This window comes from Alteribacillus sp. HJP-4, assembly GCF_042139015.1.
Taxonomy (GTDB): Bacteria; Bacillota; Bacilli; order Bacillales; family Marinococcaceae; genus JBHIKY01.
Window position 1 is genome coordinate 105047 of record NZ_JBHIKY010000001.1, and the last position, 19589, is coordinate 124635.

The 19589-nt window shown below is 38.3% G+C and carries 18 protein-coding genes; 5 read left to right on the forward strand and 13 right to left on the reverse strand.

Features of this window, described 5'->3' with window-relative positions:
* The first annotated feature begins 440 nt into the window (after window positions 1-440).
* Complete coding sequence (locus tag ACE4RR_RS00465) at window positions 441-863, forward strand: hypothetical protein (RefSeq protein ID WP_375533425.1); 423 nt, start codon at window positions 441-443, stop codon at window positions 861-863.
* Between the two features lie 21 nt (window positions 864-884).
* On the opposite strand, the gene ACE4RR_RS00470 is transcribed toward ACE4RR_RS00465, so the two are convergent.
* From ACE4RR_RS00470 to ACE4RR_RS00520, 11 genes are all read right to left on the reverse strand, one after another.
* Window positions 885-1679 (reverse strand): SDR family NAD(P)-dependent oxidoreductase, encoded by a 795-nt coding sequence (locus tag ACE4RR_RS00470; protein WP_375533426.1) that lies wholly within the window; start codon window positions 1677-1679, stop codon window positions 885-887.
* Between the two features lie 82 nt (window positions 1680-1761).
* Window positions 1762-3183, reverse strand: a complete 1422-nt coding sequence (locus ACE4RR_RS00475; protein ID WP_375533427.1) for a HAMP domain-containing sensor histidine kinase — start codon at window positions 3181-3183, stop codon at window positions 1762-1764.
* On the reverse strand, window positions 3176-3850 hold the full coding sequence (locus tag ACE4RR_RS00480) for a response regulator transcription factor (protein ID WP_375533428.1): 675 nt from the start codon (window positions 3848-3850) through the stop codon (window positions 3176-3178). Before ACE4RR_RS00480 ends, ACE4RR_RS00475 begins: the two co-directional genes overlap by 8 nt.
* Window positions 3851-3948: 98 nt before the next feature.
* Window positions 3949-4716: a hypothetical protein gene (locus ACE4RR_RS00485; protein ID WP_375533429.1), complete on the reverse strand. Its 768-nt coding sequence runs from the start codon at window positions 4714-4716 to the stop codon at window positions 3949-3951.
* Window positions 4717-4750: 34 nt separating this feature from the next.
* A complete protein-coding gene (locus ACE4RR_RS00490) occupies window positions 4751-5578 on the reverse strand; it encodes an ABC transporter permease (protein ID WP_375533430.1) in 828 nt (275 codons plus the stop codon).
* Window positions 5575-6300, reverse strand: a complete 726-nt coding sequence (locus ACE4RR_RS00495; protein ID WP_375533431.1) for an ABC transporter ATP-binding protein — start codon at window positions 6298-6300, stop codon at window positions 5575-5577. The genes ACE4RR_RS00490 and ACE4RR_RS00495 overlap by 4 nt, the downstream gene beginning before the upstream one ends.
* A 169-nt stretch (window positions 6301-6469) precedes the next feature.
* On the reverse strand, window positions 6470-7036 hold the full coding sequence (locus ACE4RR_RS00500; RefSeq protein ID WP_375533432.1) for a flavoprotein: 567 nt from the start codon (window positions 7034-7036) through the stop codon (window positions 6470-6472).
* 40 nt (window positions 7037-7076) lie between these two features.
* The gene (locus ACE4RR_RS00505; RefSeq protein WP_375533433.1) at window positions 7077-8426 is read right to left on the reverse strand and encodes a lanthionine synthetase C family protein; all 1350 of its coding nucleotides are present in this window, start codon (window positions 8424-8426) and stop codon (window positions 7077-7079) included.
* Window positions 8427-8454: 28 nt separating this feature from the next.
* Entirely contained in the window at window positions 8455-10326 is a 1872-nt protein-coding gene (locus ACE4RR_RS00510) for an ABC transporter ATP-binding protein (protein WP_375533434.1), read from the reverse strand.
* Entirely contained in the window at window positions 10304-13489 is a 3186-nt protein-coding gene (locus ACE4RR_RS00515; RefSeq protein ID WP_375533435.1) for a lantibiotic dehydratase, read from the reverse strand. Before ACE4RR_RS00515 ends, ACE4RR_RS00510 begins: the two co-directional genes overlap by 23 nt.
* 86 nt (window positions 13490-13575) lie before the next feature.
* A complete protein-coding gene (locus ACE4RR_RS00520; protein ID WP_375533436.1) occupies window positions 13576-13716 on the reverse strand; it encodes a gallidermin family lantibiotic in 141 nt (46 codons plus the stop codon).
* Between the two features lie 223 nt (window positions 13717-13939).
* Here ACE4RR_RS00520 and ACE4RR_RS00525 point away from each other — a divergent pair, with 223 nt between their 5' ends.
* The 4 genes from ACE4RR_RS00525 to ACE4RR_RS00540 are packed head-to-tail and all read left to right on the forward strand — an operon-like array spanning window position 13940 to window position 17832.
* Window positions 13940-14092, forward strand: coding sequence for a hypothetical protein (locus ACE4RR_RS00525; protein ID WP_375533437.1), 153 nt, complete (start codon window positions 13940-13942; stop codon window positions 14090-14092).
* 57 nt (window positions 14093-14149) lie between these two features.
* Window positions 14150-14977 carry a polyprenyl synthetase family protein gene (locus ACE4RR_RS00530; RefSeq protein WP_375533438.1) on the forward strand — a complete coding sequence of 276 codons (828 nt, stop codon included), beginning with the start codon at window positions 14150-14152 and terminating at the stop codon, window positions 14975-14977.
* A complete protein-coding gene (locus ACE4RR_RS00535; RefSeq protein WP_375533439.1) occupies window positions 14970-17249 on the forward strand; it encodes a sensor histidine kinase in 2280 nt (759 codons plus the stop codon). Before ACE4RR_RS00530 ends, ACE4RR_RS00535 begins: the two co-directional genes overlap by 8 nt.
* Window positions 17221-17832: a response regulator gene (locus ACE4RR_RS00540; protein ID WP_375533440.1), complete on the forward strand. Its 612-nt coding sequence runs from the start codon at window positions 17221-17223 to the stop codon at window positions 17830-17832. The genes ACE4RR_RS00535 and ACE4RR_RS00540 overlap by 29 nt, the downstream gene beginning before the upstream one ends.
* Window positions 17833-17846: 14 nt before the next feature.
* Here the strand turns inward: ACE4RR_RS00540 and ACE4RR_RS00545 are convergent, their stop codons facing one another.
* The gene (locus ACE4RR_RS00545; RefSeq protein ID WP_375533441.1) at window positions 17847-18356 is read right to left on the reverse strand and encodes a DNA-deoxyinosine glycosylase; all 510 of its coding nucleotides are present in this window, start codon (window positions 18354-18356) and stop codon (window positions 17847-17849) included.
* A gap of 100 nt (window positions 18357-18456) precedes the next feature.
* The gene (locus tag ACE4RR_RS00550; RefSeq protein WP_375533442.1) at window positions 18457-19575 is read right to left on the reverse strand and encodes an S-layer homology domain-containing protein; all 1119 of its coding nucleotides are present in this window, start codon (window positions 19573-19575) and stop codon (window positions 18457-18459) included.
* Window positions 19576-19589 lie beyond the last annotated feature (14 nt).

Genomic DNA, 19589 nt, shown 5'->3' on the forward strand with positions numbered 1-19589 from the left:
TTTTTAGGTTTCACGAAAAGAATACCATGAATTTCTCAAAAGCAGGGCCAGGCTTAGGAGATAACTGAAAAATAGGCCGATAATCTTCACTGCTCTAACTAATGGAAATGTATTATGGAATTATTAGGCTTGCTGCCTTATGCTGCGTATGGAGAGATTGCGGAAATTAGCGTTTCTGTTTCTTGGATCTTTAGAATTGGATGAAAGCCTGCAAGAAATTGGCTGGGGAAATGGATGCGGACAAGAGATACGTTATTTTATTAAATGTCGATCCCCAACCGAGCAGACGACCGCCAGGCAGGCAACCCGCGGTAGCAGGACTCGTAAAAATGGTCATTCTTAAAAAATTTTCAAATATCTTTACTGAGACCGCTTTCTTCATTATAATTATCATTTATGTAAGTGTTGTCGAATCAGCGTTCTATTAGGAGGGGCCTTTTTTGAAAATAACAGCCATTGTTAGTATTATTCTCTTTATCGCCTGTGCGGGGCTAGTATTATTGTTTGGAAATCTGATAACCAATGAGGACTTTCAAAGCTATCTTACCGAAGAGGTTGAGCAGCAGGTTGAGGGCGGCGGTGACGTCTCAGCTGAAACACTTTCAGGTTTTTTTGAGCAGGCCTCTTCTGTCAATTACAGCATTTACAGCATAATATTAATTCTAATTGCAGCTGCGGGTTTCGCGGCACTTAAAATAAGAAAGACAAGCCCGCTGCTCTCCGGTGTATTCTTTTTAGCCGGTGCAGGGACAGCTGTTCTGCTGTTTTGGTGGTTGCTGTTCCCTCTTCTGCCTGCTCTTCTCTATGTCATCGTCGGTATCGCTGTTTTAATAAATAAACCATCACCAAGGCAGACCTGGTAATGGTTTTCTCTCCAGTCTCTTTCAAAAAACGCTCCTTACCAGTCCGCCGTCTACTCTTAAAGCAGAACCATTCGCGGCGGAGGACAGCGGACTGCTCATAAAGGTAACAAAATGAGCGACTTCATCTGGACGAATCAGTCTTTGAATGATGGACGTCGGTCGGTTTTCCTCCATGAAACGCTTTTCTGCCTCTTCAAGGGAGAGGTTCTCGTCAGGGTAAAGGTGCTGCAGCATCGTTTCGATTCCTTCCGTCAGCGTAGAGCCCGGGAGTACAGTATTAACGGTTACATTCGTTCCTTTTGTCAATTCCGCTAAACTGCGCGACAACGAGAGCTGCATTGTTTTCGTCGCACTGTAGTGTGCCATTTCCTGTGACGGCATAATCGATGCTTCACTGCCTATGAAAATGACTCTTCCTTCATTTTTTTCCATCATGTTTTTCATGTATTGTCTGGTGAGACGGACACTGCTCATAATATTGACTTCAAACATGTTGTACCAATCGTCATCCGGGATCTCGAAATAATCTCCCGGCTCAAATATCCCAAGATTATTAATTAAGATGTCTACATCAGAGTATTCATCCATCATTTTTTGGCAGCCTGCTTCAGTGCCAAGGTCTGCTTCAGCCATATGCAGCACCGCATTAGGAACCATATCCCGAATTTCGTTTATCGTTTGTCGAATACCTTCTTCCCTGCGCCCATTGATGATGACTTCCACACCTTCCGCCGCTAAGGATTTAGCGATTGCCTTTCCGATTCCTGCCGTCGATCCAGTCACCAGCGCTTTTTTCCCAGTTAAATACAGCTGCATCCAACTCCTCCATTCATAAGGCATTTATTATAGAATTTGTACCACTACAAATTTTTTCAAAACATTTATAGAAGCTGTAAAGTCAGCTTTCACGCTTTCCTCCTTCTGGAATTCGAAAAGAAATACATGCTCCTTCTTCGTTCCAGGCCTTCACATCTCCCCCATGTTTTTCAACTATTTGTTTTACGATATAAAGCCCTAATCCCCTGTGGGCTTCATTATCATTAGAATGTTTTTGAAAGTACTTATCAAAAATGAAAGGCAGATCTTCTGGGGAAAATCCTTGTCCCGTATCCTTTACAGTAACTTCCGTATATGCTTCAAATATCTGAACATTGCACATTATTTTTCCATTTCCAGGTGTGTAACGCAGGCTGTTGGAAAAAATATTATCAAGCACTTGTCGAATTCGCTTCCTATCTAACATTACAGGTTTTTTGGCTTCTCTTTCATCAATGATATTCACATGAAAATGTATTCCCTGTCCTTCAATATAACTTCTATAGGAATAGAGCTCTTCAGTAAATAACTCGAATGGTTCATGTTCTATCAAGTTCAAACGAAAATCAGGATTTTCCATATCCAATACATGTTTAAAATCCTCTAACAGGCCGTCCACTCGATTCACCTGTTTTTGAATAACCTTAAGATATTTTTTATTTTGAATCTCAGTTTTCATTTCGAGCATCTCGGCGTTAGCCTTCATAATGGTAAGGGGCGTTTTGAGGTCATGAGAGACAGAGGACAAAAAATCAGTTCGATTTCTTTCCATAGACCATTGTCTTTGAAGGGCTTCCACCAGCGCTTCCTTCATCATTTGAAAGGTTCTAATCAGATCTCCCATTTCATCATTGCGATCTGTTGTAAGCGTAAAGTCAAGCTCCTGTCTTTTAATTGATCTCATCGCCTGCATAAGTTCCTGAATAGGAGTATGAAATGTTCTTCCAAACTTACTGCCATAATAGTAAGTAAATAAAATGATAAATAGAAATGGAAGCGTTATTAATAAAAAAAACGAGATTCTAAATATGTTTTCAGCTGCTGATTCAATTTTGTATTGAAGAAGCACTATTCCTGCAAGCCGGTCCTGGTCATCGATGAGAGGCAGATAATTAGTTGCTTCATTACTGTGTCGATCGACCGTATTTATTTTATTAATAAGAGAATCCGTTTCAGTAATAAGCTTCTTTGTCGTGGATCCATACAGCAATTCACCACTTGGATCCAATACCTGATAATGCATTCCGGATAGTGGGATATTCTCTTCAAGCATTGGTTTGGCTTTTTCTGGATCACTAACTATTTCATCGTTATGTTCATGAACAAACGTGGAGATTTCCGGCACTTGATTTTCATAATAATTTGCATAAAAACGCTCATCGACAGTATTCATCACGACCAGCACCAGCCCAAACACCAGGATAGTAGCCGCGAAGCTGAACATAATAGTTTTAAAGATTGTTCGTTGAATTTGTTTTTTTATCGGATTTCGCTTTTCATTCAACCTTATAACCCACTCCCCAGACAGTATGAATAATTTCTGTGTTTGGATCTATTTCCTGAAGCTTTGCTCTTATGTTTCGAATGTGTTCAGCTATGGTCGAAGAATATCCTAATGCGTCCCTTCCCCATGCTGCATCATACAGATGGTCTTTAGAAAAAATCTGCCCCGGCCTGCTTAGTAAAACATCCATAATATTAAATTCTCGTTTAGTAAGATTTACTTTTTGCTGTTTAAAAAAGAGCTCATTCTTTTCTTTAATTAATATTAATTCCCTGTATTTTTTTTGACGTAATGGCGCATTGTGGCGTTTTTCCCTCCTCAAATGGGCATTAATTCTCGCAAGTAACTGCGCTTGAGAGAAGGGCTTTGTAATATAATCATCGCCGCCTTCATTCAGGCCTTTTATATGGTCATTCACATCTGTTTTAGCAGTAAGGAATAAGATGGGGCAGTTTGTTTGTTTTCTTATCAATCTGCAGACCTCAAGTCCGTCAATACCAGGCATCATAATATCTAATAAAATAAGATCATATTCATTTTTTCTCGATTTTAATAATGCAGAAGAGCCATCGTTTACACAATCAACCCCATAGTTTTCTTCTCTTAACAGCTCCTCAATGATTGAGGTAAGTTCCATTTCGTCATCCACCACTAAAATTCGTTCCATTTCACTTGTACTCCTTTTTTCCCGTTTGTATTTCCATTATATGTGTTTGAGGGGTGGATAAAAGAGGAAAAAAGATGAGGAAGTTCCTCACCTTTTTCTTACTTAAAATCCATATGCCTCCATATGAAAAAAGACACCATTCCTCCACCAGCCAAAATTAATGGCACAATTGAATATAAATCCGGCCATCCACTTTCAGATAAAGCAATGAAAATGGATTGCGAAGGAAGTAATAGATAAAGAAAATCAGCTGAAAAATAAATTGGTACAATAAAAGCAATTAAAATTGAAAAAAAGGCTATCACTGGGTTAGGTGCGATTAACGAAATGACGGTAGATAAAGCCATCCCGGAAAGCAGCACTACAAAAAATAAACCGAAATATTTTATCGTATACAGGTAACCCGAGAACAAACTGTATTTCGTCGGATCATTATAGAGTTCTATATATTCCGGCATTGGATACAGCATAATACCCGCCGCAATTCCTGCTAGAAAGATAATCAAAGTTACAAAAAAAGCTGTAAGAGCCAATGTACTCCATTTAGACATAAGAAATTGAGCTCTCTGGTAGGGACGATATAGAATTAAATAATATGCCTTCGAATGAATTTCTCCATTAAAAACCACCACATAGAGAAAAGGCATAAAAAGCAGTACCACAAAGAAAGATACCTCTCTTAGCAGGAACCAAGGAAAGTTAACAGCATTTAATGCGGTGTGGCTATCTCTTGTAAACTGCCCATTATCAAAAAGGGTTAAAAAATATATACAAAACCCAGTAATCACGAGAAATAAAACAAAAAATCCTTTCACAATTTTCATTTCCCAAATTCTTTCAAACTCGCTTGCTATCAATTGATTCATTTTATAATTCCTCCTCCCACTCTGCTTTGTGTATTTAAATAAAATAGCTTCTCCTAGTAAACAAAAGATAGGAAAGAGTAACAAAAGCTATAATATAAATAAGTGTGATTCCTGCAATCCAATACGAGTAATCCCACCCGGATAAGAATAGGGATATTCCCGTGTATTGGATTTTAGGCACCGATGAGTAGGCAAGAAGAGCAGAGACTGGGGAGCTCTCTCCAAAGGCCGTTGAATTTTCAAGAAGCTGGGGGATCGCAATAGAAAAGAAGATAAATGTAAACCCTACTCCAAGCACTGCATTCATCGAAGAACAAATTATCCCTATAAAAACAAGCAGACCGAGCATAGCCAGACAAGTGAAATACGCAATCACGTAGTAGTAAAACGAATAGAACATCATCGCCCGATTACTAACAATATTTTCAGAAATAAATAACAGCGATTGTGAAGGCTTTTCAAAAAACACAGCTCCCACTAATGCAGAGGAAAGAAAATAGACGAAAAGAAAAAGAAACAGCACAACAGCCATCACCGCGAGCTTAGAAACAAAGATTTGAGACATAGAGTACGATCTCAGCAATATTAAGCGAAGCTGCCCTTTTTGATACTCCTCGGTAATGATATAACCGGCTAAAAGCAGCAGGATGATATTGAAGGTAATAAACAAATGCTCAGACAGTCCGAGAACAGGAAAATTCAGGGCTGTCGCATAATCAGGCCGGTTCGGGGACATCCCTTGATTGCTCCTCAGGAACAGCAGAGCTGTTATCAGAGAGAGGGCCGGCATGAAAGCAAGAAGAAGCCAAATTGATTGTCTTGACCATAATCGTTCCCATTCACTAAGAAATAAGTTTTTCATGATGACATCATCTCAACAAACAAATCTTCCAGTCTGCGGTCATTCTCTTTAGAGAGTCCCTCCTGCGTTCCTTCATAGAGTAAAACCCCCTCTTTAATGATTACCAGCCTGCTGCAGATTTTTTGGAGTTCGTCTAATAAATGACTTGAGATAAAGAAGGTAATTCCCCATTGATCGTTTAATTTCAATATTAATTCACGAAGCTCTCTCATTCCCATAGGATCCAATCCATTAGCCGGCTCATCCAGAATTATTACCTTTGGATTCCCAAGAAGAGATTGAGCAATACCAAGCCTCTGCTTCATCCCAAGCGAATAGGTTTTAATTTTGTCATCGCCCCGCTCTGATAAACCAACAGCTTTTAATACTTCCTCTACTTTCTCCTTTTGCTGTCTTTTTGAAAGATTATGGAGCCTGGCTAAATTTTTCAGCATTTTTCTGCCGGTCATAAATTCAAAAAATATAGGAGATTCGATAATAGCTCCTACTTTCTTAAGGGCCAGCCTGCGCTGTTTGTGAACATCCACGCCTTCAATAAACAACTCTCCGTGGGTCGGCTTCACGAGACTGGTCAGCATTCTCATTAACGTAGTTTTCCCGGCGCCGTTCGGACCTAAAAATCCACATATTTCTCCCTCACGGACCGTAATAGACATATCATCGATTAACGTTTTTCCTCTAATTTTTTTCGTCACTTTGCGGGCTTCAATTACTTTTTCCATTTCTTATCCCTCCCTTTACAGATAGGTTAGACAAGAAATTCCAAAAAAGTTTCAAGAAAACTTTCTTAATACTATAATTTTAAAAAAGATTTTACGCACGGTGCGCTGCCAGCGGTAAAGAAAAACTTGGTTTGTCACCAGGTCAAATGGCGATAAACCAAGCTTTTCTTTAATTTGATTTTATTGTTTCCCGTGCTAGCAGTTCTTCATTTACTTTTTCAGCAATATGTTGAATATCCGGAATAAGATAATTAGTTTTTAATGTGCCTGAAGCAACTTCGAATGCTTCTTTTTTGATAGGGGAAATAACGATATGACCATCCTTTTTCAACAAGTCTATATTTCTTTGTACACTCGCCTTGTTCCACATTAATTGATTCATATTTGGAAAGAACATTATCGGATGGGGATGAGCAAGCATAGTGGAGGACAGAAAGTCCAGGGCCAATCCATTTGCAGCTTCAGCAAGTTTGTTTGCTGTTGCCGGCAGAACCAAAAAAATATCTGCCCACTTCGCTATCTCAACGTGGCCCATCTTTACTGAAAAATCTGTCTTCTCATATACATCATCACAAAATAAAGCCACCGTTGAAGGAGGAAGTAGTCTGGCGGCAGCTTCCGTCATAATTACATTTACATCGGTATAATGGTATTTTAAGAATCCTAAGTAGGCCGGCAGATTCAAAACCGATATCGATCCAGTGATACCCACCAGTATATGCGCATTTTTTTTCATATGAGTACCCTTCCTTTTATCAAAAATGTTTTCTAGTGGGTTAATTAATTAGAAATGTCTTATCCCACTCACATTCTTTTTCGAATAGCAAAGAAAGTAAAGAGAGACCAGCTCCTGTACTCCCTTCCAGGAGCCCCGCTTTAGTAATTTTATTTATATTTCCTTCTGATATTTCCAGATCTTCAAAACCCAAAGGTGCAGAATAGTTGTACTGCTGTGTTAATTCTGCCGCCAGTTCATTAATTAATTGATCTAGGTTTTCATCCCTCGTGTCACTCTTCATTCTTATCAGGATTTGTAACAAGCCCGCTTTGCCATGGCAGAATGTTGGACTTTCAAGCTCCGTATTTTCCAGGCCACGATCGATAATCCCTAAAAAACCTCCCATTGACACCTGCTTATAGTCAGAGTGATTTAAGGCCGCACCGGCTAAATAAAGTACTCGAGCTACGCCAGGGTTTCCATAACACCAGCCTTCTCTTTTATCAAAAGCATTGGACTTTTCTTCCAGTAATTCTTCCAGACTTACTCGATGCGGCCAGACAGGATATCCCGTACTGTCGTACTTCATTTGTTCAATGAGCCAATCACTAATGTACTTTATTGTTTCCCGCTGATGCTTTACTTCAATTCCTTTTAAAATACAAAGAGCCATCAAGCTTAATGGACCGAGGATTCCATGGGCAAGTCCCGTGTTGAAATTTCCATGGGGATATTTTATCTTGTCCTTATTCAGAAATTGGTTTTCTCGGGAAATATACCACCCAGGAATTTTCTTTGTTCCAGAGACAATCGGTCTGCTCATGTTTATGAAGGAGCTCAAAATCTCTTTCAATACTTTATTAAACAGATGGCTGTATGACTGTCTTTCTAGACAATACCTTCCCACTCCGGCTAATCCCTGAATAACATCATAAAACGCTGGAGATGCTCCTAAACCTTTCCGAAATTTTTCATTTTCTAGCTGATTATATGTTTCTTCGATGATCACCTTATCAAGCTTTGATAAATAATTTTTATAGCGCTGGCCTTTATTTGAAGCACTGTGCACAGCAAAAGCCAGTCCTGTAACACCTCCAAATAAAGAGACAGAGCGAAACCCTTGTTCAAGGTACGGTGTAACGTAAGAGATATGCTGATGGGCAACGTAGTCCCACCCTTCACCTGGATAAGCTTTATTCATTTCTGAAAAAAATAAGATGGAACCAGGGAAGCCGTGAGATAATGTTAAAGGGTCCCACGGATGGACCCTTCCTAACAAGGTAACGTTCTTTTTATCCAGGACAGCCCCCTCAACCAGGTCCGGAGTTTTTAATTTGTTCGCTAAATCGTTTATTATAGAAACAATGTCTGTTTCCAATTTCTTTGAAAAAGTAAGATCCGAAGACATATACAGCTACCCTCCATAAAGGCATTTATTATACTGATGCTTGCTTATCCCGGTACGTCTGCACATACGACTTTGCTTGTATCTCATAGAGCCTGGCATATTTCCCATTTTTCCGAATCAGGTCTGCATGCTTTCCTTTTTCAACGATACTCCCGTTTTCTACAACAAGTATATGGTCTGCATATTGAACCGCTGAATAACGGTGCGATATAAATATTCCCGCCTTATCCTTAGTTTCAATTTTGAATCTATTAAATACTTCTGCCTCTGATTCAGGATCAAGAGCTGCGGTAGGTTCATCAAGAATATAAATTTCTGCCTCTTTCATATAAGCTCTTGCGATAGCTATTCTCTGCCATTGTCCTCCTGATAATTGCATACCATCAGCAAACCATTTTCCTAATTGTGTGTCTATTCCACTTGGAAAGCTTTCTATCATTGGAAGAGAACCGGATTGCTCTGCAGCATAAAGAATCGACTTTTCAGAATCGCTGTTTTCCCAGCTGCCAAATCCTATGTTCTCTTTAACCGGTAGTTCGTATTTCACAAAATCCTGGAATACAGCTGTAATTTTCTTGTTCCATTCGTGCTCTGGATAAGAAAAGATATCTTTTCCATTAACGAGGATTTCTCCCTCATAGTCTTCGTATAATCTGTTAAGCAATTTAACAATGGTGGATTTTCCTGACCCATTCAGCCCTACCAGTGCCATTGTTTCCCCTGGTCTTAATGTGAAACTGACATTATTAAGTACATATTGGTGTGTATTGGGATATTTAAACGATACATTTTTAAATTCGATGCCTGCCTGTACATCTTCTTCGGGTTGTTCTTTTAAAAGCTCATGGCTCTTCAAAGGATCCTCATTATTTACATCAAGAAAAGAAAACAACTGACTGATATAAAGATTGTGCTGATGCATATCAAAGACTCGGTACATTAAATCTGTAGAAGTCTTTTGGGAGGTTGTAACTGCCTGAAAATAGGCAACAAGACTGCCGATCGCTATCAGCCCAATTAACGCCTCATACAATATAAGAACCTGAATCATTACTACCACGAGAAGAGTTAATCCTTGAAAAAACAAATCAATTCTCATTCTTTTTAACAGCAGTGTTTTGTCCTGGGAAAAAAATTTTCTATATAATTGTTTATATTTATTTAATATAACCAGGCCTAATTGGAACGTTTTGATTTCTTTCACATTCGCGTCTGTCGTTAATAAATGCATGTAATAAAACTGTCTGCGTTTCTCTGTGGCTCTGTTATAATCGACCATAAATACCTGCTGCCCCACCTTTAATACAGACCACGCTGAAGTGAGGGGAATAAGAATTAAGATAGCAGAAAGCCACCATTTCCAGGCAATCAGAATACCCGCGACTGAAAGCAGAGTCACCGTACCTTGAATAATGCCCATGACTTGTTCAAAAATCTGATATGGCCTGTAAGTAGCGTCCTGCCTTGCTCTTTGCAGGCTATCGTATATTTCATCATTTTCAAAATTTGAGTAGGTGAGATTAATTGCCTTATTCATTAATTTAATATTTACTGTATTTGACAAAAGCTCCTTATAAATATTTTTAAACGTTTCTAAAACCAATCCAGATAGTCCCGAGAAAATAGTTGCTAAAGCAAAGATAATAAAAATGGTAGAAAATTGAGGAAGAGCCTCGGCAAAATTTTGATTTTCACTATAGGAAAACTGGACGTAATTAATTAAAATTTGTGTTAAGTATATTAGCAGCGCTGGTAACAATCCGCTGAAAATATTTAAGAGTATGACCAAAAAGAAATAAACCTTGTTTGTCTCCCAGAGCAGCTTAAATATTCTTGGCCAATGCTTAAAAGATGCTAACACTTCTTTCAAACTCAGCTTAGGTGCTTCGGGAATAGACATGTGGCCCCACCTCTTTTTCTTTCCAATACCTTTGACTTTCTAAAATATGTCTTACGAAGGCCATTGTTTTCTTCTCAAGCTCCCGATTCGTACCAATCAATCTATTACAATGCATATGAATGAGGCTACCTGCAATTTTTTCCGGCGTGTTCGTAATTTCCTCTGTGTTAATTTTTTGTGATAAGCATTTTATTGGCTTATTGGTTCGTTCAAGCAATTGGAACCATGACGTGCTGTATTCTCTTAATGCTTTCCAATTGTCAGCTGCATCTGCTAGTTTTAGTAAGTTTTTTCTCAGTGGACGAAATTCGTCACTGAAATCATATTTATCTGTGCCATTTTTGATCCACGACAGCTGTTTTTGATAATCCCAGCCAAATTCTTGCAAGAAATATAGTATGTTTAATGATGTAATTACCTCAAGCGGATAGAGCAGTTCATCCTTTCTTTTCAGTTCAAGAATTTTTGAAGTCAGCATACTATCTATTTCAAAATAATTTTCCATATCCTCCATTAATGCTAATCCTCCATACCGCTCTATTTCACGCTCATACACATTAATAGTAAATGACCTAACCTTCCCATTTTCTTTTTTTCTTTTAGCCCATTTATAAAAAACAGGCATTACTTCGGCTAATAACGTATTTGGCTCTCCTTTCAGTCGCAATCGAACATGGGGGGCATGGTCGTGATATCGAATAAAAAACCAGCTATTAATCATTTCACTCTGCTGAAGCTCTTCAATAAGCTCAGAAATATCATGTGAAATAACTTCATCCTGCCTATGTGAAGGCATGTAAATTATAAAATACAGCCACTCCGTCCCTGGTTCTTTTTCAATTTCAGTAAGTGGTATGGACGAAAAGGTATTCAAATTCACCTGAGGTTTTTTCGGGACACTCTTTGTTTTCTTAAAAGGAACTACTATTTCCGTGCTATGATAGCCCCTCTCACTTTCTAGCCAGTGGTTATCTATATAGTCAGCAGTAATTTCTCTCAGCTGAATTCTGCCTTTTTTACGAAGCTCCCCCCGAAGCTCCTGCAAATGAGCTGTGTTTTGAAGATCTACGAATAAACGATTATCTCCAAAGGTCAAATGGACAAACCGGGGAACTTTCATCCTTAGCTGCCATTCATGAAATAGGACAGACCATTTTTTAAAAGGCAGACTGTGATCAGCAATGGACTGATGATTATGATTTAACTTCCAAATTGCGGGAGATAAGATAATTCGTCCGCTTTTCACTCGGGGTAAAAATGAAAAACCTTCAAGGCTTCCCCATTTAAATGGTTGAATTGGTTTTGTGTCTTCCATGGACACTTCCCTTAAAAACCGGTAACTGTTAGGAGAATGCTCGTAATTTAGCATGTTATCAGCAGTAACGATTAAACGTTTGTTAAGCTTTTTGGATTTTAAATACAATCTGTTTAAGGTGGCGCCCACATAGATATCATTAGGTTCAATCAAGATTGTCTGTTCTGGTGTATTAGTTCCTAATGCAAAGTGGTATTTTCTACGCGAGTCTGTTATGGCCACGTTCCCAGAGCGTCCGTATTCAGGCAGGTAGCTTGCTTCTACTACCTCTACTGATGCATCCAAGCATTGTTGTTCGACAATGGATTGTTCCTCCGCCAAAGCTTCCCTGTCATAAGGAGAAATCATATCAGTAAACCTGCCAAATGTTTGACCTATTTCCTGGGATGCCACATTGGTTCCAATAGCTATATAATAATTACCATTATCCATTTCTTCAGGGGATGGGCTTAATATTTCTGCAAATAACTCTCCGGAGTTCGGAGCAAAAATATCAGCTGTTTCACGGTCATAAAGCCGTTCTCTTTCATTTTTTGTAAGTTCTATTTCTACTTTATTTTCCCGTAAACATTGGGTATATTTCTCGAGTAGAAAGATGTCTTTATTTGTTTGAGAGTTTTGTGGTGATTTCTTAATTGTTTTTATACCTTTTGGATGTTTATAGTCAGGGGGCGGTCCAAGACCTTTTTCCTCACTTAACAGCTCAATCAAGGGGACCGTCCTGTTTACTCCGTACTTTTCAAGAAAATCGAGATGGTATTCTCTTAAATGCCCCATGCCAATTTTTCTATCCGACAATTTCCACAGCCATTCCGCTGCTTCTCCTATGTCTTTTTGTATCGACTGATTTATAGCTGGCTGTTCAGCAGAAATCCGCTTCAAATCAACCTGTAACATACTGCTTGACTGATTTAATGCTTTCATTCGCTTATTTATTTCCAGGTACAAACTTAAGCCGTCCCCTATCACCAGATTATCGTAAGAAGTAATCATAGATTGGATTTGTTCGAGCTCATCTACTAAGAGATTTGCTGTAGGCGCTTTTCGAAGAACATTTATTATGTAAGAGAGAGGCAGGCTTGAAGAAAAGGGCGGCCGCAGCTCACTAATTAAAAATTCTTCTCTACAGAGCTTCCAAATAAGTGTACGGATTTGAGTCCATGTTGCCTGGTCGTATTTTTCGTTAATACTTTTTATTAGCTTTTCAAGATTGATAGGGGTGGCTGCTATTTTTAATACATCCTGTACCACGATTGTATTTCTGATGGATATATTCTCTTTACGATCACTATTTTGCTGATTTCGCAATTGGCCGCAGCTTGAATAATAACTTAAATGAATTCTGTTCCCCGTAACGTATGTAGCGTTATTTGCTTTTACATTCAAATATTTAATAATATCAAAGTTATTTTCTGCTAAATTTACAATACCGAGCAGCCATTCCATGTCCGGTCGAGTTCTCTTCTTATAACGATATTGATCTTTGAAGCTGCCCTTTGTCTCATTATGGAAAGTCCCGATTTCAACTCCGGCAAAAAGACCAAACGGAGTAGGGCGGCTGGACATTCTAATTAAAAATTTTATTAAAGCAGAAGCTGCATTTCTGGTTTTCTTCGAGCCAGGATCCCCATCCAGCTTATCCAACGAACGATATAAACTGAGACTTGCGACGGCGATAGCTTCTTTTATGTATGGGGATTTTACATACTCTCTTAATACTGGAATCAGGTTCTGTTCTGATAAGTCTTTAAAATCTTTGGTAATGGATAGTACAGGGGCTCTCAGCATAAAGAAATTAGCTGCTTCATAGAGATTTACATCATCGTTTGTTTGTCTGGTTTCACTCAACTTCAGACTCCCCTTTCATTAATTAAAGTAAAAAGGGGTTGTCTGAAGCATCCCGCGCTCTTCTAGACAACCCCTTTTATGTAACTTTAGCAGCAATAACTGTTAAAGCTACCAGTCTCTCCGCATCCAGGTGTACACAAGCTCACACTAGTAATCTGCGGCTCTGCGTCGTTTTGCGGTTGGGATTTTGTTACTTCCACATCTAAATCAAAAATGTCATTTGTCATACTTCTCATCCTCCTAATAATTTTTTTGTGGCTCGCGAGCTATTTATAGATTACTAATTTTTCAAAAAAATTGAATCCGTAATTACCGCAATTTTCTTTAGTAATTAACACAATAATTAGAAATTACTGGAAAATATTTTATAATAAAACAATGCTTGTAATTTATGTGAAGGGAATATATTATATAGTCGAAAAGTTTAAAATGTTATTGGGAGTGAACAAGATGAAAGAAAATATCTGGATGGCAATGCAAGCATTAGCAGACGGGAAATCAGCAGAAACGGTGATAGCGGGGCTGTCGAAAGACGAACAAGAATTATTATTAGAACACATAAACAACAAAAGTCCTATACCATTGGGAGATATGTGGGTTTAGAATATGAATGTCCAACCCTTCCTGATTGTCATACTTCAGCAGAGGCGGTTGTAAAAAATGAACATAAAAAAAGACAGTTTTTGGAGAAAAATAATAGCTGGTCTTGGCGAACTAACAGAAATTTCATCCACCAGCATTCCCAATATTTCCTCCGGAGTAGACCTTATATTTTTAGCATGTGACATAAATGACGATTTGTCTGACGGTGATGGCCGATCAAGAAACACTATTACTGTTGATCTAAATCATCATAATGTTCTGCTTATGGAAGGACTTTACAGCTTATCGAAAGTCCTGTCTCCGGTATATTTTGAGAAAGTACTGAGCTCCCTCTATTCTTCTGCCCTAGGACAGCAACAGGATGCTTTTTTTATAATTGACCCTTACGATATATCAATCCCTACGGAAGAAAAATACTTTATAAATATAACTTCTAAAAGCGGACAATTATGTAAGATATTATATTGGAGTGTAGCAACTTCTCATATCTCACCTTCTCAGGAAACTGCATTGTTATCTTTTTGTGAATATTTAGGGATATCAGGACAGTTGTACAATGATGCCCAAGATATAGGCACCTCTGAAAAAAATGACCTCAAAGATTTAAAAGCTACCCTTCCTTTAATTAAAGCCTGCTGTAACAGCCTAAATAAAAGTGATAAATTTCTCTCCTTGTTAAGAAAACACCATATGGGAGATGTAAGTCTCAGAAAACCTATAATCCAATACATTTCTGACTGTGGAGCGATAGACTACACTCTCATTTTATCATCTATGTATGTAAAAAAAGCACTATCAGAATTAACGCGTAACTTCCCAGACAAAACAGAAGAAATAATAAATATCACTCAATTTCTTCAGCAGGGGGAAAGGGGTAATGGTTAAATACAAAGTAATTGGAGTTATCACTTTTATATTCTTAGCATTCATTTGTTTATCAGGCTTCTACATTGTGTATGTTAACACCCACAGCTCAGCATTTATCCCAGTCAACACCTTAAATGATAACTATATAGGTATTGTAGAAGGGGAAACATACTTTGAAGAAATATCATCCGGAGACATCATTACCAAAGTTAACGGAACTTTCCAAGGAGAGAAGTTTGCAGAGGTGTGGGGCATACTTTCAGGATTTGATGAAGTCCATGTTACAACACAGTCGGGAGAAGAATTAGTTATTAATCCTGATAAATCCACCTGGCTCACCTTTCAATATATCTTTATGATTACTCTCTCAAGTATTATTCTAACGATAGCTTCTTTAACCTATTTAAAACGGTCATATTCCCAGATCGTCCAGCTCTTCTATTACTTTTGTGTATCCATTAGTCTTGCTATACTCAGTGCTACCCCCTCATCTAATGGATTGTCATATGCCCGGATCTTCGAAATCATTTTCATTTCTGCAGGATGTCTATTACTGACTATTATATTCACAAACTTTCCTACAAAAATGAATAATCCAACTAGAATCAAAGTAATTAATATTTCCTACTCTCTTATTGGTCTTACACTGATCGCTGTACTTTTACTATTTTTAACTAAGTTTAGTCCTATTCGATCCGTTATTCAGCTGCTGCTGGTTTCAAATATCGTTTATTCGGCTGCTGTCAGTATTCTTTTATTATCCCTTCACTATAAAGTGAATAATAATAAGATAAAAACTCAGCTGAATATAATTATTACCAGCCTAATAATAGGTATTGCTCCTGTAATAGTGTTAAGCGTCCTTCCAAACATGTTTGGAGAATTACCTTATATAAACTTCGAATATACGTTATTTACATTTATTGCTTTTCCAGCTGCTATGTCTTATGTTTTGATAAAACAAAACATAAGCAGCCTCAGCCAGCTCTCTTCACAAATATTTAGATATACTGTCAGCATTTTTTTAACTTTATGTATAATGAACAGCCTAGTCTTTTTTCTGCAAAAAATTAACTTGCTATCTTACCCGCTGCATTTATTATTAGTGCTTAATATTTTCACCGTATTGACGTTTGTGTTATATTCTTTGATTCAAACGGTACAACGTCTGCTGTTTAATTCAAAGAAAGATATTATAAATGACAACCATTACTTGTTAGACAGTTTATTAAAAGGAGAATATGTAAAAGAAACCGGAAAAACAATATGTTCTGTGATTCAAGACCTGGTGGACACCACTGGCTCATGTATTATCTGGAAAGACCAGCACATAGCCCAGGTTGTATATTCAACTGGTTCATTTAAACAAAAAGATGTGTTGTCACTATATTACAATAACTATTCGACAAATTTGCTGTTATCTTTACCATTCTCTGCCGGGGGAGTAGAATATGGCGTATTATTAATAGATGCAAAAAAAGACGGGACCTCCTTGTCAACGCATGAAAAGAAATTGATTACTAAATTACACGACAGCTCTTTTCGTTTACTAAAGAACGCAAGTGTTTTAAAACAAAATCAAGAAATTCTTGTTTCGAGCAATGAAAAACACAACGCAACTAAAACGATGAATCAACTATTGATAAGTGCCCAGGAAGAAGAAAAACGAAATATCTCTAATTGGCTGCACGACGAGATATTGCAAAATATTATTTGGGCGTGCAATACCCTTCAAGTATTAGAAAAATCGAGCAATAATGGGGAGATGAAACAGACATGCGAAAAAATGATTGAAACCATAGGAACTATACGGGAAAAGTGTAGTGAGCTTTATCCATTGATGGTAGAAGATATTGGATTAGAAAAAAGTCTTCATTCTCTCATAGGTAAAATGGAACAAACCGGCCCCTGCATTTTTTTAAAATTTAATACCGGCAGATATATACTGGATGATTGTTATCAAATACATATCTACCGTATTGTAAAAGAATTATTGAATAATATTGTTAAACACGCAGAGGCAGAGGCGGTTTATATAAATATTACCTACTATGAAGATTGGATGTACTGCAAAGTAACAGATGACGGCAAAGGTTTTCAAGTACCTGCTCATGTTACCAAAATGGCAGAAGATAATCATCTTGGACTGGCCACCATTCATAGGCAGATAAAAGTGCTGAATGGAACATTTGAGATAGATTCCACACCACACGAAGGAACAGCAATCTCTTTTAAAATTCCAGTGGGAAGTGAAAATGATCATGGAAAAAATAAAAGTTTTGCTGGTTGATGATCACAGAATGGTCATCAATGGAATAGTGAAATTATTAGAAAATGAACAGGAAATTGAGGTCGTCAAAACTCTTCAAAATCCAGAAAAATTAGAAGAATATATACCAGCTCATCAAATCGATGTGCTGATTATTGATATTCGAATGAAGCAGTATAATGGATTGAAACTAACCAGAGAAATTAAGAAGCAGTATACTGACGTTAAGGTTGTCATTCTTTCAGGATATAATCTGGAAGAATATCAGCGAGCTGCTTTTGAATCTGGAGCAAGTGCATTTGTGAGTAAAGAAAACTCTGTAAATGAGCTGGCAAATGCCATTAAAAATGCTAATTCTGGAAACCTTCTTTTTTCTTCGAAAGTTATTAATGAGTATTCCTCAAAAGATCGCTTAACTGCTAAAGAATTAAAGGTACTTACTTTAATATCGAAGGATAAATCAAACCTTGAGATTTCCTTAGAAATGAAAATCAGTAAGCGTACCGTAGAACATCACGTATCCATCATTATTCAAAAATTAAATTGTTCTTCCAGAGTTGGTGCCGTTGTCGAGGGTTTGAAGAGTGGATTAATTACTGCATAGTAAAATAATTCCAATCAGACATGTTCCTTTATCACTTTCCAATCCTCGATCTTCTCTTCAAGATTCTTTATGTATTTTCCCGGCACCGGACTGGTGGAAGGTAATTTTTCCAAAGTTTTGTCCGGAAGTCCGTGGAGATTATGGTACTTTTGAAACGACGTAAATGATTTGCCACCGTTAAAGGCAATGCATTGAATCGTATGATACTTCTTCAACAAGCCGGTTATATCATTTGGTTCCTCATATTTGATGCTTGAATCAAGGCTTCCGGATCTTTCACAGGAGTAAATAGAATCCCAGAGTGCGATGCCCCGTGCTTTTAAAAACGCTTTTCTATCCTCATATTCGCCGGGGTCCTCCTTATTAAATAAAGTGAAAATAATTTCCCAGAATTGATTTCTTGGATTGGCATAATATTGCTGCTTCTGTAATGACTGCTTACCGGGCATCGATCCCAATACAAGCACCCTTGCCCCCTCTGCAATTACTGGTTCAAATGAATAAATTTTATTATGGTAATCCATCTGCTGTCTCCTCTCAAAGTCGTAATACATCACATGCAAAGAAAAAGGAAAAGGACAGATCAGACGGAATCTGTCCCTTTCTCCTGCTGGGCCTTATTTATTATTCCTCTCTCCACTGCCATTGATCTTTGACAACGGTTTCTCTTGGTCCGATACCTTCCTCAAGCTCTACCGGAGATTCGCGGTGCCATTCCATAAAGGTACCATCATGCTCAAGTATTGTAATCCAGTAGCTGGTACCTTCTTCATTCAGGAAGCGGGCTTCATACTCCCCAAAGTCAGGATTTGTGTATTCCTCAGCTAGCTCAAGGTTCACGTCGTCCAGCCCGGCGTATTCGTGAACCTCCTCAATCATATCCTCAAGCGTTACACCTTCCTCTTTCCCGTATGATGGATAAATGAATCTCCAAACCGGTTCTGCTGTCGGTTCGCCATCCTCAGTAAAGGAAGCGTACGCGAGAACACCATCAGCAGCTCCCGAAGAAACATTTTCAACCTCAAAATACTGGGGAATGTACGTGGTAAAAGGCATTCCTTCTTCATCCATAAGCTTGAAAATATCTGACTGCTCCATTCCTTCCTGTTCGTAACTGAATTCCTGCAGTCTTGGCATAATGCCTGCACGGAAAGACTCTTCCTCCGCACGGGCAAGAAATACGGCAAATTGAGAACGCGTCACATTAGGATTAGGACGATAGGTAAAATCACTGTAACCAGTCGTAATACGATTTTCCCCGATCAAACCGATGTCTTTAAAAGCCCAGTGGTTTTTCGAGACATCCCGGAAACGTGCGTCGCCTTCTCCATTCAGATCATAGGAACGGTTTAAGATTGCAGCCATCTGGGCTCTCGTTAAGGCTTCATTCGGACGAAATCTTTCCCCATCGTCAAAATAACCAGCCTCCACAGCTGCTGCGATTGCAGGGTAAGCGCTGTTCGCCTTTGAAACGTCCTTGAAGGAAACGGGTTCTGGGTTTTCAGTATCTAAATCGTGAATTCGTGCTAATGTTCTAGCAGCCTGGGAACGCTTAATCGGATCAGTTACACCAAATACTCCATTTTCATAGCCTGTCATCACTTCACGATCCGCGAGATAATTAATTTCATCCTCTGCCCAAAAACCTTCCGGGACATCTGGAAAAGATGTTTCTGCTCCTGCTGCAGTAGAAGCAAATAGTACAGATGCCAGCAAAGCAGTTAATACAGCCAATTTTTTCATGCCTTCTTCCCCTT

Coding starts and splice junctions, on each gene's coding strand:
- ACE4RR_RS00525 (WP_375533437.1), top strand. CDS start 13,940: ATGAAAGAAAATATCTGGATGGCAATGCAAGCATTAGCAGACGGGAAA.
- ACE4RR_RS00530 (WP_375533438.1), top strand. CDS start 14,150: ATGAACATAAAAAAAGACAGTTTTTGGAGAAAAATAATAGCTGGTCTT.
- ACE4RR_RS00520 (WP_375533436.1), bottom strand. CDS start 13,716: ATGACAAATGACATTTTTGATTTAGATGTGGAAGTAACAAAATCCCAA.
- ACE4RR_RS00485 (WP_375533429.1), bottom strand. CDS start 4,716: ATGAATCAATTGATAGCAAGCGAGTTTGAAAGAATTTGGGAAATGAAA.
- ACE4RR_RS00550 (WP_375533442.1), bottom strand. CDS start 19,575: ATGAAAAAATTGGCTGTATTAACTGCTTTGCTGGCATCTGTACTATTT.
- ACE4RR_RS00510 (WP_375533434.1), bottom strand. CDS start 10,326: ATGTCTATTCCCGAAGCACCTAAGCTGAGTTTGAAAGAAGTGTTAGCA.
- ACE4RR_RS00545 (WP_375533441.1), bottom strand. CDS start 18,356: ATGGATTACCATAATAAAATTTATTCATTTGAACCAGTAATTGCAGAG.
- ACE4RR_RS00540 (WP_375533440.1), top strand. CDS start 17,221: ATGGAAAAAATAAAAGTTTTGCTGGTTGATGATCACAGAATGGTCATC.
- ACE4RR_RS00535 (WP_375533439.1), top strand. CDS start 14,970: ATGGTTAAATACAAAGTAATTGGAGTTATCACTTTTATATTCTTAGCA.
- ACE4RR_RS00480 (WP_375533428.1), bottom strand. CDS start 3,850: ATGGAACGAATTTTAGTGGTGGATGACGAAATGGAACTTACCTCAATC.
- ACE4RR_RS00505 (WP_375533433.1), bottom strand. CDS start 8,426: ATGTCTTCGGATCTTACTTTTTCAAAGAAATTGGAAACAGACATTGTT.
- ACE4RR_RS00490 (WP_375533430.1), bottom strand. CDS start 5,578: ATGAAAAACTTATTTCTTAGTGAATGGGAACGATTATGGTCAAGACAA.
- ACE4RR_RS00495 (WP_375533431.1), bottom strand. CDS start 6,300: ATGGAAAAAGTAATTGAAGCCCGCAAAGTGACGAAAAAAATTAGAGGA.
- ACE4RR_RS00500 (WP_375533432.1), bottom strand. CDS start 7,036: ATGAAAAAAAATGCGCATATACTGGTGGGTATCACTGGATCGATATCG.
- ACE4RR_RS00470 (WP_375533426.1), bottom strand. CDS start 1,679: ATGCAGCTGTATTTAACTGGGAAAAAAGCGCTGGTGACTGGATCGACG.